At 73.5% G+C, this 15999-nt stretch carries 13 protein-coding genes; 7 read left to right on the top strand and 6 right to left on the bottom strand.

The genetic code is table 11. The features are described 5' to 3' along the window. Nucleotides 1–130 precede the first annotated feature (130 nt). From I8N68_RS09360 to deoC, 3 genes are read right to left on the bottom strand one after another with little or no spacing between them, the layout of a single operon-like run. On the bottom strand, nt 131–955 hold the full coding sequence (locus tag I8N68_RS09360) for an aldehyde dehydrogenase family protein (RefSeq protein WP_200209480.1): 825 nt from the start codon (nt 953–955) through the stop codon (nt 131–133). Then, nucleotides 948–2378 (bottom strand): aldehyde dehydrogenase family protein, encoded by a 1431-nt coding sequence (locus I8N68_RS09355; RefSeq protein ID WP_200209479.1) that lies wholly within the window; start codon nt 2376–2378, stop codon nt 948–950. The genes I8N68_RS09360 and I8N68_RS09355 overlap by 8 nt, the downstream gene beginning before the upstream one ends. A 6-nt stretch (nt 2379–2384) precedes the next feature. Further along, nucleotides 2385–3344: a deoxyribose-phosphate aldolase gene (gene deoC / locus I8N68_RS09350; protein WP_200209478.1), complete on the bottom strand. Its 960-nt coding sequence runs from the start codon at nt 3342–3344 to the stop codon at nt 2385–2387. Nucleotides 3345–3472: 128 nt separating this feature from the next. Here deoC and upp point away from each other — a divergent pair, with 128 nt between their 5' ends. Further along, nucleotides 3473–4105 carry a uracil phosphoribosyltransferase gene (upp, locus tag I8N68_RS09345; RefSeq protein ID WP_200209477.1) on the top strand — a complete coding sequence of 211 codons (633 nt, stop codon included), beginning with the start codon at nt 3473–3475 and terminating at the stop codon, nt 4103–4105. 146 nt (nt 4106–4251) lie between these two features. After that, a complete protein-coding gene (locus I8N68_RS09340; protein ID WP_200209476.1) occupies nt 4252–4929 on the top strand; it encodes a GOLPH3/VPS74 family protein in 678 nt (225 codons plus the stop codon). An 18-nt stretch (nt 4930–4947) separates the two neighbouring features. Here I8N68_RS09340 and I8N68_RS09335 read toward each other — a convergent pair whose 3' ends face one another. Both I8N68_RS09335 and I8N68_RS09330 read right to left on the bottom strand, forming a co-directional pair. Continuing rightward, nucleotides 4948–6669, bottom strand: coding sequence for a phospho-sugar mutase (locus I8N68_RS09335; RefSeq protein ID WP_200209475.1), 1722 nt, complete (start codon nt 6667–6669; stop codon nt 4948–4950). Between the two features lie 48 nt (nt 6670–6717). Then, a complete protein-coding gene (locus tag I8N68_RS09330; RefSeq protein WP_200209474.1) occupies nt 6718–8793 on the bottom strand; it encodes a serine/threonine-protein kinase in 2076 nt (691 codons plus the stop codon). Nucleotides 8794–8998: 205 nt separating this feature from the next. Between I8N68_RS09330 and I8N68_RS09325 the strand changes: the two genes are divergently transcribed. After that, entirely contained in the window at nt 8999–10582 is a 1584-nt protein-coding gene (locus tag I8N68_RS09325; protein ID WP_200209473.1) for an acyl-CoA mutase large subunit family protein, read from the top strand. A gap of 637 nt (nt 10583–11219) precedes the next feature. Beyond that, nucleotides 11220–12479, top strand: coding sequence for an amidohydrolase (locus I8N68_RS09320; protein WP_200209472.1), 1260 nt, complete (start codon nt 11220–11222; stop codon nt 12477–12479). Here the strand turns inward: I8N68_RS09320 and I8N68_RS09315 are convergent. Beyond that, on the bottom strand, nt 12436–13392 hold the full coding sequence (locus I8N68_RS09315) for a DUF4349 domain-containing protein (protein ID WP_200209471.1): 957 nt from the start codon (nt 13390–13392) through the stop codon (nt 12436–12438). The genes I8N68_RS09320 and I8N68_RS09315 overlap by 44 nt on opposite strands. A 117-nt stretch (nt 13393–13509) precedes the next feature. Between I8N68_RS09315 and I8N68_RS09310 the strand changes: the two genes are divergently transcribed. From I8N68_RS09310 to I8N68_RS09300, 3 genes are all read left to right on the top strand, one after another. Next, nucleotides 13510–14139, top strand: coding sequence for an MBL fold metallo-hydrolase (locus I8N68_RS09310; RefSeq protein WP_200209470.1), 630 nt, complete (start codon nt 13510–13512; stop codon nt 14137–14139). A 3-nt stretch (nt 14140–14142) separates the two neighbouring features. Further along, nucleotides 14143–15081, top strand: coding sequence for a hypothetical protein (locus I8N68_RS09305; RefSeq protein ID WP_200209469.1), 939 nt, complete (start codon nt 14143–14145; stop codon nt 15079–15081). A 61-nt stretch (nt 15082–15142) separates the two neighbouring features. Further along, on the top strand, nt 15143–15895 hold the full coding sequence (locus tag I8N68_RS09300) for an SCO6745 family protein (protein ID WP_200209468.1): 753 nt from the start codon (nt 15143–15145) through the stop codon (nt 15893–15895). The last annotated feature ends 104 nt before the right edge of the window (nt 15896–15999 follow it).

The raw sequence follows: 15999 nt of genomic DNA, 5'->3' as shown, positions 1-15999 counted from the left end.
GCGCCCGTGCGCCGAACCCCCACCCGGACCCTGACCGGAACGGGTTTCCGGGGGGCCCGCCCACGGAGCGATCAAGCCTGACCGCCCGGAGTGGGTGGGCTCCCCCGCAAACCCCGACAGTGACCCGCGATCACACCCCCTTGGGGTGCCAGACGGTCTTCGTCTCCAGGAGGGTGGTCATCCGGGTGACGCCCGGATCGGCGGTCCAGTCGTGGTCGGCCGGGGCGGGGCGGAGCACCCGCTTGAGGTTCTGCGCCGCCTTGACCTCCAGGTCCGCCGCCAGCTCCGCGTCGGCCACCCCGGTCAGGTCGATCGCGTTGACGTCCATGTGCGCGGCCAGCGTCGGCGCCGTCTCGCTGATCCTCCCGGTGAGGATGTTGACCACCCCGACGGGCAGGTCGGAGGTGGCCAGCACCTCGGCCAGGGTCACCGCCGCCAGCGGCTGCGCCGGCGAGGCCGCCACCACCACCGTGTTGCCGGTGACGATCGCCGGGGCGATCACGCTGACCAGGCCGAGCAGCGCCGGCTGCTCGGGTGCCACCACGGCCACCACCCCGGTCGGCTCCGGCGACGACAGGTTGAAGTACGGCCCGGCCACCGGGTTCGCGCCGCCGTACACCTGGGGGAGCTTGTCCGACCAGCCGGCGTACCAGACCCAGCGGTCGATCGCCGCGTCCACCTCGTCGGCCGGCACGCCGAGGGCGACGAACTGCTCGCGCCGGCCCTCCAGCATCTCGGCGACCCGGTAGAGGATCTGACCCCGGTTGTACGCGGTCGCCCCGGCCCACCCCTTCACGGCGGCGCGGGCGGCGAGCACGGCGTCCCGCGCGTCCTTGCGGGAGGCCAGTGGAACGTTGGAGTCCTGCACGAGATACGACCGTCCCGACTCGCTGCGGGGGAACTTCCCGCCGATGAAGAGCTTGTACGTCTTACGTACCGCGACCCGCTCAGACATTGAGGTAGCCCTCCAGCCCGTGCCGGCCGCCCTCGCGACCGTAGCCCGACTCCTTGTAGCCGCCGAACGGCGAGGTGGGGTCGAACTTGTTGAACGTGTTGGCCCAGACGACGCCGGCCCGGAGCCGGTCGGCCGTCCAGAGGATTCGCGAGCCCTTGTCGGTCCAGATCCCGGCCGACAGCCCGTACGGCGTGTTGTTGGCCTTCTCCACGGCCTCGGCCGGGGTGCGGAAGGTCAGCACCGACAGCACCGGGCCGAAGATCTCCTCGCGGGCGATCCGGTGCGCCTGGGTGACCCCGGTGAAGATGGTCGGCGCGAACCAGAAGCCCCGGTCGGGCAGCTCGCACGGCGGCGACCAGCGCTCGGCGCCCTCGGCGGAGCCGGCGTCGGAGAGCTCCTTGATCCGCGCCAGCTGGGCGGCCGAGTTGATCGCGCCGATGTCGGTGTTCTTGTCCAGCGGGTCGCCGACCCGCAGCTGGGCCATCCGCCGCTTGAGCGACTCCAGCACCCGGTCGGCCACGTTCTCCTGGATCAGCAGCCGGGAGCCCGCGCAGCAGACGTGCCCCTGGTTGAAGAAGATGCCGTTGACGATCCCCTCGACCGCCTGGTCGATCGGGGCGTCGTCGTAGACGATGTTGGCCGCCTTGCCGCCCAGTTCCAGGGTGAGCTTCTTGCGGGTGCCGGCGACGGAGCGGGCGATGGCCCGGCCGACCTCGGTGGAGCCGGTGAAGGCGACCTTGTCCACGCCCGGGTGCTCGACCAGGGCGCGGCCGGTGTCGCCGGCCCCGGTGACGATGTTGACCACGCCGGCCGGCAGGTCGGCCTGCTGGCAGATCTCGGCGAAGAGCAGCGCGGTCAGCGGCGTGGTCTCGGCCGGCTTGAGCACCACCGTGTTGCCGGCGGCCAGCGCCGGGGCGATCTTCCAGGCCAGCATGAGCAGCGGGAAGTTCCACGGGATGACCTGGGCGGCCACGCCCAGCGGCCGCGGGTTCGCGCCGAAGCCGGCGTGCTCCAGCTTGTCGGCCCAGCCGGCGTAGTAGAAGAAGTGCGCGGCGACCAGCGGCAGGTCGACGTCGCGGGACTCCTTGATCGGCTTGCCGTTGTCCAGGGACTCCAGCACGGCCAGCTCGCGGGAGCGCTCCTGAATGATCCGGGCGATCCGGAACAGGTACTTGGCCCGGTCGCGGCCCGGCATCGGGCCCCAGACCTTGTCGTACGCCTCCCGCGCTGCGGCCACCGCGCGCTCGACGTCACCCGCGCCGGCCTCGGCGACCTCGGCCAGCACCTCTTCCGAGGCCGGGTTGATCGACTTGAAGCTGCCGCCGTCGGTGGGGTCGACGAACTCGCCGTTGATGAAGAGCCCGTACGAGGGCTTGATGTCCACCACCGAGCGGGACTCGGGGGCGGGTGCGTATTCGAACATCGGCTCTCAGTCCAGGGTGAAGTAGTCGGGACCGGAGTAGACGCCGGTCGTCAGCTTGGTGCGCTGCATCAGCAGGTCGTTCAGCAGGCTCGACGCGCCGAACCGGAACCAGTCCGGGTCCAGCCAGTCCGCGCCGACGGTCTCGTTGACCATGACCAGGTACTTGATCGCGTCCTTGGTGGTCTTGATGCCGCCGGCCGGCTTCACGCCGACCTGCCGGCCGGTGGCGGCGCGGAAGTCGCGGACCGCCTCCAGCATCACCAGGCTCACCGGCAGGGTGGCCGCGACCGGGACCTTGCCGGTGGAGGTCTTGATGAAGTCGCCGCCGGCCAGCATGGCCAGCCAGGAGGCGCGCCGCACGTTGTCGTAGGTGGCCAGCTCGCCGGTCTCCAGGATCACCTTGAGGTGGGCGTCGCCGCAGGCTTCCTTGGTGGCCACGATCTCGTCGTAGACCTCCTTGTACCGCCCGGACAAGAAGGCGCTCCGGTTGATCACCATGTCGATCTCGTCCGCGCCGGCCGCGACGGCGGCCCGGGTGTCCGCGAGCTTGACCTCCAGCGGCGCCTGGCCCGAGGGGAAGGCGGTCGCGACGCTGGCCAGGTGCACGCCGCTGCCGCGCAGCACCTCGGCCACGTACGGGACCATCGCCGGGTAGACGCAGACCGCGCCGACGTGCGGGCAGGACAGGTCGGCCGGGTCGGGGCGCAGCGCCTTGGCGGCGAGCGCCCGCACCTTGCCGGGAGTGTCGGCCCCTTCGAGGGTGGTCAGGTCGACCATCCGGATGGCCAGGTCGATCGCCTGGGCCTTGGCCGTGGTCTTGATGGAGCGGGTGCCGAGCTGTGCCGCCCGCTGCTCCGCGCCGACCTGGTCCACGCCGGGCAGGCCGTGCAGGAAGGTCCGCAGAGCGGTCTCGGATCGTCCCAGCTCGGAAAGGTCCGACCGGGCCGACGTCGCTGTCGCCGTCATGCCCCGAAGTCTACGCACCGGAGCCGGCAGTGATCTTGGTCACCGCCCGTCCTGCCACACGTGAGCGGCGTCGCTGGTCACCCCGCACCCGCAGTGCCCGGGCGGGCGGACCGGTAGGTTGAGCGATCGTGGACGTACATGTCATTGACCATCCGCTCGCCCAGTCCCGGCTGACCGCCATGCGGGACGCCCGGACCGACTCGTCGTCGTTCCGGGCCGCGCTGCACGAACTCACCACCATGCTGGTGTACGAGGCCGCGCGCACCTTCCCGGTAGAGAAGTACCCGGTACAGACCCCGGTCACCGGCGCGGAGGGCACCCGGCTGGCCAACCCGCCGCTGCTGGTGCCGGTGCTGCGGGCCGGTCTCGGCATGGCCGACGCCGCCCTCGCGCTGCTGCCCGAGTCCTCGATGGGCTTCGTCGGCCTGGCCCGGGACGAGCGGACGTACGAGCCGCGCGCCTACATGGAGTCGCTGCCGCGGGACCTGGCCGGCCTGCCGGTGCTGGTGCTCGACCCGATGCTGGCCACCGGCGGCTCGCTGGAGCACAGCTGCCGGCTGCTCGCCGACCGCGGCTGCACCGACATCACCGTGCTCTGCGTGCTGGCCGCCCCGGTGGGCATCCAGCGCCTGGAGCAGTCCGGCCTCCCGCTGCGCCTGGTCACCGCCTCGATCGACGAGGGCCTCAACGACCGCATGTTCATCGTCCCCGGCCTCGGCGACGCCGGCGACCGCCAGTTCGGCGGCATGCCCCGCTTCTGACCGGGACAGCCCGCGCCGATCATGGAGTTTGTGGCAGGGGACAAGCGTCGCCCACCGGCGGAAAACCGGCGCCACAACTCCATGATCGACCGGCGGTGGGCGCGTTGGCTGCGCGGGGGTGCGGGGAGGCGCTAGCGTTCGGGGCCATGACTGGTGTTGCGCTCGCCGAAGAGCTGCTGCTCCTCGCCTATGACGACGAAACCGGCAAGGCGACCATGCCGCGGATCAGCCTCGACCTCGGGATGGCCGCCGCGGTGCTGATCGAGCTGGCCCTGGCCGGCCGGATCGCGTACGCCGAGGGAAACCTGGCGGTGATCGACCCGGCGCCCACCGGCGAGCCGATCGCCGACGAGGTGCTCGGCCGGATCGCCGCCGACACCCCGCACACCCCGTCCTCCTGGGTCCAGCGGCTGCGGCACGGCCTGCGCGATCGCATCCTCGGTGACCTGTGCGGCCAGGGCGTGGTCCGGGACGTCGACGAGACCGAGCTGGGCTTCATCCACGTCCACCGGTACCCGGTCACCGACCCGTCCGTCGAGGTGGACATCCGCCGGCGGCTCGCCGAGGCGCTGACCAGTGGCCAGCTGCCGGACGAGCGGACGGCCGCGCTCGCCACCCTGGTCGCGGTGCTGCGGATGGAGCCGGCGCTCGGGCTGTCCGGCGATGACGCCCGGGACGCCCGCCGCCGGCTGGAGGAGATCACCAACGGCGCCGGTTTCTCCGGCAACGTCAGCCTGGACGACTCCGTCGTCCGCCCCTCGGTCGCCCTCGTCGTGACCGCCCTGGGCCAGGCCGTCGACGCCGCCCTCGGCAAACGGACCTGACCCCCGCCCGCGGGCGGGTCAGAGGCCGAGGGTGGTGGCGATCTCGGTGCGGAGGGCGGCGATCGCGGCGGCCGCGCGGGCCCGGGCGGCCGGGACGTCGCCGTCCGCCACCGGCTCCACCACCTCCAGGTACGCCTTGAGCTTCGGCTCGGTGCCGGAGGGCCGGATCACCACCCGGGCCGCGTCGGTGTGCAGGATCACCACGTCGGCCTCGGGCAGCAGATCCGTCGATTCGGTGACCGGGTGCCCGAGCAGGCTCGTCGGGGTGGCCGCCCGGATCCGGGTCATCATCGCGGCGATCAGCCCCAGGTCCTCGACCCGGACCGAGAGCTGGTCGGTGTGGTGCACGCCGAACTCGGCGGCCAGCTCGTCCAGCCGGTCGTTGAGCGTGCGGCCCTGCGCCTTGAGGCCGGCGGCCAGCTCGGCGACGATCAGCGCGGCGGTGATGCCGTCCTTGTCGCGGACGTGCTCCGGGGCCACGCAGTAGCCGAGCGCCTCCTCGTACCCGAAGACCAGCGGCTTGGCCCCGCCACCGGCCCGGACGATCCACTTGAACCCGGTCAGCGTCTCGTCGTACGGCAGGCCGCGGGCCGCGCACATGGCCCGGAGCAGGGACGACGACACGATCGTGGTGGCGTACAGGCCGGTCACGCCCCGGCGCATCAGGTGGTCGGCGAGCAGCGCACCCACCTCGTCCCCGCGCAGCATCCGCCAGCGGGCGGGCCCGTCCTCGCTGGCGACCGCGGGGCTCGCAAGCTCACTCTTCGCGCTCGCAGCATCGTCGCGGACGACCACCGCACAGCGGTCCGCGTCCGGGTCGTTGGCGATCGCGATGTCGGCGTCCGTCGAGTCGGCCAGCGCCACCAGCTTGTCCACCGCGCCCGGCTCCTCCGGGTTCGGGAAGTTGACCGTCGGGAAGGCCGGGTCCGGCTCGGCCTGGTCGGGCACCACGCCCGGCACCGGGAACCCCGCCCGCGCGAAGGCGGCGGTCAGCACCGCCGCGCCCACCCCGTGCAGCGGGGTGTACGCCACCTTGAGGTCGCGCGGCCCGTCCGGGGCGATCAGCGCGACGGCCCGCCCCACGTAGGAGGCGACCAGGTCGTCGCCGAGCACCTCGCCGGCCGGGCCGAGCGGCACCGCCGCCAGCGGGCCGACCGCCCGGATCGCCGCCTCGATGCCGGCGTCGGCCGGCGGCACGATCTGCGCCCCCGCGCCGAGTTCCCCGCCGAGCTGGGCGCCCAGGTAGACCTTGTAGCCGTTGTCCTGCGGCGGGTTGTGACTGGCGGTGACCATCACGCCGGCCACCGCGCCGAGGTGCCGCACCGCGTACGCGAGCACCGGGGTGGGCAGCGGCCGGGGCAGCAGCAGCGCCGGACGACCCGCACCGGTGGCGACCTGGGCGGTGCGCTCGGCGAAGGCCCGGGAGCCGTGCCGGGCGTCGTACCCGATCACCAGCGGGCCGGTCCCGCCCTGGGCGGCGAGCCAGCCGACCAGCCCGGCGGCGGCCTGGGTGACCACGGCGAGGTTCATGCCGTTCGGGCCGGCGCGCAGCGGGCCGCGCAGCCCGGCGGTGCCGAAGGTCAGTGGCCCGGCGAACCGGTCGGCCAGCTCCGGCCCGCTCGCCGGCAACCCGTCGAGCACCTCCCGCAGCTCGTCCCGGCTGGCCGGGTCGGGGTCGTCGTCGAGCCACCGCCGGGCCTGCTCGCGAAGGTTGTCAAGGTCAGTGGTTTCCGCCGCCATTGCCTCTTGATAGCACGGCGGCGGATCACCACTGACGGTTGCCCTGACTCAGTTGGCTCCGCCGAGCTGGAAGGAGCCCGCCATCGCGTCGAAGATCGGCCGGCTGTCGGCGAACTTGGCGTCGGTCGAGGAGAGGTAGAACGAGTAGACCTTCCCGTTCTTCACCACGCCCCGCCACACCCCGTGCCGCATGGCGTCGCCCTCGCCGCAGGTGTACTCCAACTCGGCCGCCGGCTCACCCGCAAGCTTCTGCTCGGTGATCGACACCTGCTGGTACGGCTGGGGGCAGTTCTTGCTCGTGTCGCTCTTCGCCTTGAGGTTCCGGGAGGCGAACTCCGCCCAGCTGACCGAGGTGCCACTCCACTTCTCCGCGATGATGCGCACCTTCCGCCCGCTGTCGGCCGGGTCGACGAAGTCGACGTACAGGCCGCCGGTCTGGCGCTGCCAGCCCTTCGGCACCTGGACGGTGATGCCCTTGGCCGAGTGCTCCTGCATGTCCACGCCCGGCCCGGCCGGGGCCGTCGCGGTCGGCAGCGACGTGACGATCTGCCGGTTCGGCTCGTCGTCCCCGCCGAACAGCGCGACCGCGCCGACCAGCAGCAGCACGGCCAGCCCGCCGGCCGCGGCGAGCTGCATCTTGCGCGGCCAGCCCTTGACGGCGCCGACCAGCTTGCCGCCGGTGCCCTTCACCGCGCCCAGCGCGCCACCCGGGCCCGAACCGCCGGACCCGGTGCCCGGCGAGGTCCACGGCTGCCCGGTGCCCGGCACCGACCACTGGCCGCCGCCGTACACCGGCTGGGTGGCCTCGGGGGCGCGGCCGTACACCGCCTGGGTGGCGTCCGGGTGGCCGCCGCCGATCCGTTGGGTCGCCTCCGGCGCGCCCTGATGCGCGAGGCGCTGGGTGGCGTCGGGGGAGATCCGCTGGGTGGCGTCCGAGGTGCCGTACTGCGTGCCGGCACGACCCGGCGGGGGCATCGCGCCAGTCGGCGTGTGCAGCGGGCCGGCGAGGGCGTCCGCGCTGGTCTCGTCGAGCGCGGCTCCGCTCGCGGCGGCCGCCGGCTCGGGGCGCTCGCCCCGGCGCAGGGCGGCGAGCCGGTCGGTCAGCGACTCGCCCGGACCGATCATCGCCCGGCCGCCGATCTGGCCGCTCGGCTTCGGCTCCGGCGCGGCCGGCGGGGGAGCGGTCGGCCGCTGCACCGGCACCACGGCGTACGGGTCGGTGACCGAGTTGACCGCGGTCGCGGTGCTGGTCAGCGGGCCGGCGAGCAGCTCACGCAGCATCGCCCGGGCGGTGTGCACGTCCAGCCGGCGGGCCGGATCCTTCTCCAGCAGCCCCATCAGCACCCGGGTCAGCGGGCCGCTGCGCTGCGGGGTGGCCGGCGGGTCCTCGACCACGGCGTGCATGGTCTCGATCGGGTCACCCTTGTCGAACGGCGGCCGCCCCTCGACCGCGGTATAGAGCGTCACGCCCAGCGAGAAGAGGTCGCTCGGTGGGCCGAACTCCTGCCCCATCGCCCGTTCCGGCGAGATGAAGTGCGGCGACCCGAGCACCATGCCGGGCGTGGTGAGCTGCACGTCGGTGGGCATCCGGGCCACCCCGAAGTCGGTCAGCACGCAGCGACCGTCGGAGCAGATCAACACGTTGGCCGGCTTGACGTCGCGGTGCAGCACGCCGATCGCGTGCGCGACCTCCAGGGCGCCGAGCAGGGCGATGCCGATCTTGGCGACCGCGCGCGGCGCCACCGGTCCGTCCTCGATCACCATGTCGGCGAGGCTGCGGGCGTCCAGCAGCTCCATCACGATCCACGGCCGGCCACCCTCGGTGACCACGTCGTACACCTGGACCACGGCCGGGTGCTGGATCGCGGCGGCGGCGCGGGCCTCGCGCAGCGTCCGCTCGTACATCGCGTCGCGGTCGCTCGGGGCGAGCCCGGGCGGGAGGACGACCTCCTTGACCGCCACGTCACGGCGCAGCAGCGTGTCTGTGGCGCGCCAGACCGTGCCCATGCCGCCGTTGCCCACCGGGGACCGCAGCGAGTAGCGGCCACCGATGGTGGTGCCGGGTGCCGCGCGTCCGTTCGGGGGACTGACCGGTCCACCGCTCCACGTCGGGATCTGAGTCACAGAAAAGCCACCGGGGGATATCGAGGGGGGCTGGGACACAACCCCCCTATCTTGCGGGTTCCGACGGCCGATGCGAAACCCGACGCGGCGGACGTTTACCTACTCGACGCTATGTGGCCGGCCGTTCACCTCCCGTCGATGGTTGTCGACGCGGTGTGCGGTATCCCTCACCCATCGACGTCCCGTCGCGTCCTACCATCCGGTGATGAGCGAACGGCGGTCAAGCGAGTCCGGTTTCCCGATCAAGGCCGTCTACACGGCGGCCGACCTTCCGGAGGACCTGGACTCCCGGCTCGGCGCCCCGGGCGAGTTCCCGTACGCCCGTGGGGTCTACCCGACCATGTACACCTCCCGCCCCTGGACCATGCGCCAGTACGCCGGCTTCGGCACCGCCACCGAGTCCAACGCGCGCTACCACCAGTTGTTGCGGGCCGGGACGATGGGCCTGTCCGTCGCCTTCGACCTGCCGACCCAGATGGGGTACGACTCCGACGACCCGATCGCGCACGGCGAGGTGGGCAAGGTGGGTGTCGCCATCGACTCCATCGAGGACATGCGGCTGCTCTTCGACGGCATCCCGCTGGACCAGGTCTCCACCTCGATGACCATCAACGCGCCGGGTTCGGTGCTGCTGCTGCTCTACCAGCTCGTCGCCGAGGAGAACGGGGTCGCCGGAGGCGCGCTCAATGGCACCATCCAGAACGACATCCTCAAGGAGTACATCGCCCGGGGGACGTACATCTTCCCGCCGAAGCCCTCGCTGCGCCTGGTCGCCGACACCTTCGCGTACTGCCGCAAGGAGGTGCCGAAGTGGAACACCATCTCCATCTCCGGCTACCACATGGCGGAGGCCGGCGCGACGCCCGCGCAGGAGATCGCGTTCACCCTGGCCAACGGCGTGGAGTACGTCCGCGCCGCGCTCGCCGCCGGGCTGGCCGTGGACGACTTCGCGCCCCGGCTGTCGTTCTTCTTCGTCGCCCGGACCACGCTGCTCGAGGAGGTCGCCAAGTTCCGCGCCGCCCGGCGGATCTGGGCCCGGCTGATGCGTGACGAGTTCGGCGCCAAGGACCCGAAGTCGATGATGCTGCGCTTCCACACCCAGACCGCGGGCGTCCAGCTCACCGCCCAGCAGCCGGAGGTCAACCTGGTCCGGGTGGCCATCCAGGGGCTCGGCGCGGTGCTCGGCGGCACCCAGTCGCTGCACACCAACAGCTTCGACGAGGCGATCGCGCTGCCCACCGAGAAGGCGGCCCGGCTGGCGCTGCGCACCCAGCAGGTGCTGGCGTACGAGACGGACCTGACCGCCACCGTGGACCCGTTCGCCGGGTCGTACGTGGTGGAGGCGATGACCGCCGAGATCGAGGCGGCGGCGACCGAGCTGATGGAGCGGGTGGCCGACCACGGCTCGGCGGTGGACGCGATCGAGGCGGGTTTCCAGAAGCGGGAGATCGAGCAGTCCGCGTACCGGATCGCCCAGGAGATCGACTCGGGCGAGCGGGTCGTGGTCGGGCTCAACCGGTTCGCCATCGACGAGGAGGAGCCGTACGAGCCGCTGCGGGTCGACCCGACGATCGAGGCGGCCCAGGCGGAGCGGCTGGCGAAGCTGCGGGCGGAGCGGGACAACGACGCGGTCGAGCGGGCCCTGGCCGAGCTGCGTGCCGCCGCCGAGGGCGCCGTGAACGTGCTCTACCCGATGAAGGAGGCGCTGCGGGCCCGGGCCACGGTCGGCGAGGTCTGCGGCACGCTGCGCGCGGTGTGGGGGACGTACCGGCCGAGCGACCGCTTCTGATCCTCATCGACGCGGCGGTCCCGCCGGCGCCCCGGTGCCGGCGTGGGCCGCCGTTCCCGCGTCCGAGCTGCGCAAACGGGCCTCGCCGGAGGTGGCTGCGCGGCGCTACAGTCGATTTGCTCCCCGCAGGAACGCGGAGCGGAGGGTGCGACGCGGACCTCCCGGGCGACGTCGCCCGGCCCGTCCGCCGGCCCGGGGGCAGTGCGGCCCGCCGCCCGCGCGAGTGTGCGGATCGGGAATGCGGGTAAGCCGGTCGGGTGAACGGGACGGACAGCCTGTGCGGTCGGGTGCCGGTCGGCCATGTCACCGTCGGGAGTCGCCCGGCCGCACAGCGTTGCGGTTCATCGTCGGAGCGGCAGTTAATTGTCGCGACTAATGCGACAATTCGGAACGACGGCCCGGGTTTTCGTGACCGGTGAATCGGTTACGCGTTGTAGGAGGTGGGGGGCAGATGACGGCGTCCGACCGCGATCTACCTGCTGTCCCGCAGATATTCGAGCCCTCCCACCAGGGCATTCGTGACGCTGTGCGGTCCGACCGCTACGGGAAAGATGTTGCCCAGCGTCACCGTCGGAGGTCTAGGCTGTCTGCTGTTCTCCCCGATGATCCATCCATCTCTAGTGATCGAGAATTCGACGTGACGAGTGCGTTGACGCTGCCCACCGGCGGTCACCTGGCGTCGTCCTGGCCGGAGGCGCCATCCGGGTCCCAGCCCCTGCCCTTCGAGCTCGACCATCTGCTCGCCCTCCGGGTACCCGGCCTCATCGCCACCCGTCGTCACATCCACTCCCACCCGGAGCTCTCCGGCGAGGAGTTCGAGACGGCGGCCCTGATCGCCCGGGAGCTCTCCCTGGCCGGGCTGCACCCGCGCCTGCTGCCCAAGGGCAACGGCGTCATCTGCGACATCGACGGGCGTCCCGACGGGCCGGTGATCGCGCTCCGCGCCGACATCGACGCGCTGCCGCTGACCGACCCGAAGGACGTGCCGTACCGGTCCACCGTGGACGGCGTCTGCCACGCCTGCGGCCACGACGTGCACAGCACCGTGATGCTCGGCGTCGGCATGCTGCTGGCCCAGCTCGCCGACCTCGGCCAGCTCGACGGCCGGGTCCGGCTCATCTTCCAGCCGGCCGAGGAGATCCTGCCCTGCGGCTCGCTGGAGGTCATCGATGCCGGCGGCCTCGACGACGTGGTGCAGATCTTCGCCGTGCACTGCGACCCGAACCTGCCGGTGGGCAAGGTCGGCCTCCGGGTCGGCCCGATCACCGCCGCGGCCGACAACGTCACCGTCCGGCTCACCGGGCCGGGTGGGCACACCGCCCGCCCGCACCTGACGGTCGACCTGGTCGACGCCCTCGGCCGCCTGGTCACCGAGGTGCCCACCCTGGTCAGCCGCCGGGTACCGGCCAACAGCGGGCTGCTGCTGGTCTTCGGCCACGCCTCGGCCGGCACCCGCTACAACGTCATCCCGTCCGAGGCCTGCGCCGCCGGCACCCTACGGGTGATGGACCGCGACACCTGGGAGCAGGCCCCGAAGATCGTCGCCCAGGTGGTCCGGGACGTCATCGCTCCGACCGGCGCCACGGTCGACCTCGAGTACCTGCGCGGCCGCCCGCCGGTCAGCAACGACGCCCGCGCCATCGGGGTGCTCACCGCCGCGACCGCCGCCGCGCTCGGCCCCGAGGGGATCGCGGAGACTCCGCAGAGCATGGGTGGCGAGGACTTCTCCTGGTACCTGGAGCACGTGCCGGGGGCGCTCGCCCGCCTCGGCGTCGGCCGGGCCGGTCCCAATGTGGACCTGCACCGGGCCTCCTTCGACGTGGACGAGCGCGCCATCCCGGCCGGCGTACGGCTCATGGTGCAGACCGCGTTGCGGGCACTTGCGGCGGTGCGGTAGGACCACCGGGCGACGCGGGCGGCGGCATCGGCATCGGCCCGGCCGGTGGCGTCCGCCGGCGGCGGCGCAGCACCCGGACCAGCAGCACCACCGGTACGCCCACCGCCACCAGCCACGGCAGCAGCGCGCCGAGCACGGTGAGCAGCACGGTCACCGAGGCGACGAAGACGTCCCAGCCGCCGCGCAGGCCGACCAGGAAACCGATCTCGGTCGGCTCCGCCTCGGTGGAGGCGTCCTTGCCGACGAACGTCACCGTGATCGTGGAGAGGGCGGTCAGATCGGCCAGCCGACGCTTCTTCGCCTCCAACGACGCGAGGTCGGCCTCCCGCCGGCCCAGCTCGTTCTCCAGGTTGACCAGCTCGCTCGTCGACGTGGCCCGGTTCAGCAGCCTGCGGGCGCTCTCCACCCGTGCCCGCTGACTGGTGATCCGAGCGTCCAGGTCGACCGTCTCCTCGGTGACGTCCTGGGTGTGCACCTCACGCCGCTGCTGCCGCCCCAGCTTGGCCAGCTCGTCGACCACGGCGGTGAACTTCGCCGCCGGCACCCGCAGCCCCAGCTCGGCCCGCGCGTCCGCCGACTCGCTGCGCCGCTGGTCGCCGCCGACGAATCCGCCGGCCGCGTCCACCGCGGCGATCGCGTCCCGGGCGGCCCGCTCCACGTCGTCCACCTGCACCTGCATGGTTCCGGTGTAGATGATCGACCGCTGGTCGATGCGGAGGTCGGGTGCGCCGGCGCCGGCCTCGCCGGGCGCCGCCTGGTCGCGCTGGTCCGCCCCGCCACCGGCCGGCGCCTCGGCCGCCGAACCCTGGCGGTTGTCCGAATCGCCCGCGCTGCAACCCCCCGCGACCAGCACCGCGACCAGGCCCGTCACCGCCAGCAGCACACCCCGGCGACGCTTTCCTCGTACGCTCATCCCCGCTCCGATCCTCACGGCCCCGCTCCGGGGCGATACGTCGGACGCGGCGCGGTACCGCGCCGGTTCCGGCAGACTGCGCTCAGGACGTCACGATTCGATAATCGAGGAGTCACGATGCAGGTCACCAAGTACGCCCACTCCTGCCTCCGGCTCGAGCACGACGGGGGAGTGCTCGTCGTCGACCCGGGAGTGTTCAGCGAGCCCGCGGCGTTGGACGGGGCCGATGCGGTGCTGATCACCCACGAGCATCCGGACCATGTGAACGTCGAGGCGCTGACCCGGGCCCTGGACCGCCGGCCGATCCCCGTCCACGGCCCCGCCTCGCTCACCGGCCTCCTCGGCGACGCCGCCGGGGCGTTGAGCGCCGTCGAGCCCGGGCAGTCGTTCACCGCCGCCGGGGTGGCGGTCCGCGCGTACGGTGGCCAGCACGCCGTCATCCACCAGGACATCCCGGTGGTGGACAACCTCGGCTACCTGATCAACGATGTCGTCTACCACCCGGGCGACGCGCTGGTCGTGCCGGAGGACGTCCAGGTGGACACCCTCTTCGCGCCGATCCACGCGCCCTGGTCGAAGTTCTCCGAGGTGGTCGACTTCATCCGGGCGGTCGCCCCGCGCCGGGCGTACGCCCTGCACGACGGCCTGCTCAACGCCAACGGCTTCGGCGTGCTCGACCGGCAGTACACCGCGCTGTCGAAGACCGAGTACCAGCGGCTCGAACCGGGCACCCGGTTCCGTCTCTGACCGGTGGCCGGCCTGCCCCGCGAGCTGGTCCAGCGGCTCTACGCGACGCCGCCGGACCGGTTCGTCGCGGCCCGGGACGCCGCCGTCGCCGAGGCGAAGCGGGCCGGCGACCCGGCCACCGCTCGCGAAGTCGCCCGGCTGCGCCGCCCCACCGTGGCGGCCTGGCTGGTCAACCTGCTCGCCATCCGCCGCCCCGAGCTGGTCGCCGACCTCGGGCAGCTCGCCGAGGCGCTCCGGGCCGCGCAGCGTGACCTGCGCGGCGCCAAACTCCGCGAACTCACCGCCCAGCGCCGGGCCGTGGTCGGCGCCCTGGTGGCCGAGGTGCGCCGGCTGGCCGCCGAGAGCGGGGAGGCCCCGCCGGCCGGGAAGCTGCCGCTGGCCGAGGTGGAGGCGACCCTCAACGCCGCGCTCTCCGACGGCGAGGTGGCCGAGCAGGTCCGCACGGGCCGGCTGCTGCGGGCCACCAGCTACGCCGGCTTCGGCGAGGTGCCCCGCCCGCAGCTGCGGCTGGTCACCGGCGGGGCGGAGGAACCTCCCGTACCGGATCGGGCGGCCGAGCGGGCCGAGGCCCGGCGGTCCCGCGACGAGCGGGCCGCGGACCGGGCCGCCCGGGCCGAGCGGGCCCGGCGCCGCCGGGCGCTGGAGCGGGAGCTGACCCAGGCCCGAACCGACCAGGAACGCGCCGAGGCGGAGCTGGCCGGCGCCACCCGGTCCGCTCAAAACGGCGCGGCGGAGCTGGACCGGATCGAGACCGAACTGGCCGAGCTGGAGCGCCGGCGGGCCGTCGCCGAGCAGGAGCTGAGCCGCGCCAAGCTCGCCCGGCGGGCCGCCGAACGGACGGTGACCACCGCCCGTCGGCGCGTCGGCGAGGTCGAGGCCGCGGTGGAGGCGCTGGACGCCGAAGAGGGGGATGCCGCCGCGGACGGCCAGCGGGCAGACTGATCGGGATGGATGACCACGGTGGACGGACCGTGTCCGCACCCCCCGCTGCGGTGTCCGGCGGATGACCCCGGAACAGGTCGCCGCCGCCAGCAAGCCGCTGGTGCTGGAGCTCGGGGAGGCGTTCAGCCGCTGCCCGGGGACGCTGCGCCGGGCCCGGCTGCTCGGCATCTCCGGCTGGGCGTTCTACATCACCGGCCGCGCGGGCGCGCTCGGCGACGTCCGCGCCGAGACGGTCGCCGCCGCCCTCGGCTTCATCGCCCCCGACGCGGTCGCCGACGGGTGGGACGCCGCCGCCCGGACGGTGCCGCCCCTGGAGGTGGCCGCCGCGAACCTCGCCGAGTGCTGTCGCTGGGGCGTCCAGCACCTCGGCGCCGCGCCGGGGGTGGCCCGGCTCGTCGGCCTGCTGGAACGGACGGTCGACGCGGCCGAGGCGAGCGGGATGCCGCTCTTCGCCGCCTGGCGGGCCATGCCGGTGCCGGACCGGTCGCCGGGCGCCCGGACGGCCGTCGCGCTGCTCCTGCTGCGGGAGCACTTCGCCGGGGCGTACCTGCTCGCCGTCCGGGCCGCCGGGATGAGCCCGCTGGAGGCGGTACTGGCTGGGCCGGAGGGCGAGGCGGGCGCCGCCGCGTGCGGCTGGCCGCCGCCGTACCCGCCGGTGGGGCCGCTGGTCCGGCGGCGGCTCTGGGCGGAGGCGGTGACCGACCGGCTGGCCTCGGCCGCGTTCCGGGTGCTCGCACCAGGGGAGGGGGCGGAGTTGCTCGACCTGCTCACCGCCGCCCGGCTGCACCTGCGCCGGCCGGCCCCGGCGGGCTGACCGGTGCGCCGACTGCCCCGCCGGCTGGTGCCAACGGACCGGGTGCCGGCTTCGCCGCGGCTGGTCCCGGCGGCCGGGTGCCGGCTTCGCCGCCGGCCAGGCCG

Origin of the sequence: Micromonospora coerulea (genome assembly GCF_016598485.1) — a bacterium.
In the GTDB taxonomy this organism is placed as follows: Bacteria; Actinomycetota; Actinomycetes; order Mycobacteriales; family Micromonosporaceae; genus Micromonospora; species Micromonospora coerulea.
The sequence above is the reverse complement of the archived record's forward strand: the minus strand, read 5'-3'. Positions and strand labels throughout refer to the sequence as shown.

Excerpts from the sequence above, each read along its gene's own strand:
- I8N68_RS09360 (WP_200209480.1), bottom strand. The coding sequence starts at position 955 with ATGTCTGAGCGGGTCGCGGTACGTAAGACGTACAAGCTCTTCATCGGC.
- I8N68_RS09310 (WP_200209470.1), top strand. The coding sequence starts at position 13,510 with ATGCAGGTCACCAAGTACGCCCACTCCTGCCTCCGGCTCGAGCACGAC.
- deoC (WP_200209478.1), bottom strand. The coding sequence starts at position 3,344 with ATGACGGCGACAGCGACGTCGGCCCGGTCGGACCTTTCCGAGCTGGGA.
- I8N68_RS09325 (WP_200209473.1), top strand. The coding sequence starts at position 8,999 with ATGAGCGAACGGCGGTCAAGCGAGTCCGGTTTCCCGATCAAGGCCGTC.
- I8N68_RS09335 (WP_200209475.1), bottom strand. The coding sequence starts at position 6,669 with ATGGCGGCGGAAACCACTGACCTTGACAACCTTCGCGAGCAGGCCCGG.
- I8N68_RS09340 (WP_200209476.1), top strand. The coding sequence starts at position 4,252 with ATGACTGGTGTTGCGCTCGCCGAAGAGCTGCTGCTCCTCGCCTATGAC.
- I8N68_RS09355 (WP_200209479.1), bottom strand. The coding sequence starts at position 2,378 with ATGTTCGAATACGCACCCGCCCCCGAGTCCCGCTCGGTGGTGGACATC.
- I8N68_RS09300 (WP_200209468.1), top strand. The coding sequence starts at position 15,143 with ATGACCCCGGAACAGGTCGCCGCCGCCAGCAAGCCGCTGGTGCTGGAG.
- I8N68_RS09315 (WP_200209471.1), bottom strand. The coding sequence starts at position 13,392 with ATGAGCGTACGAGGAAAGCGTCGCCGGGGTGTGCTGCTGGCGGTGACG.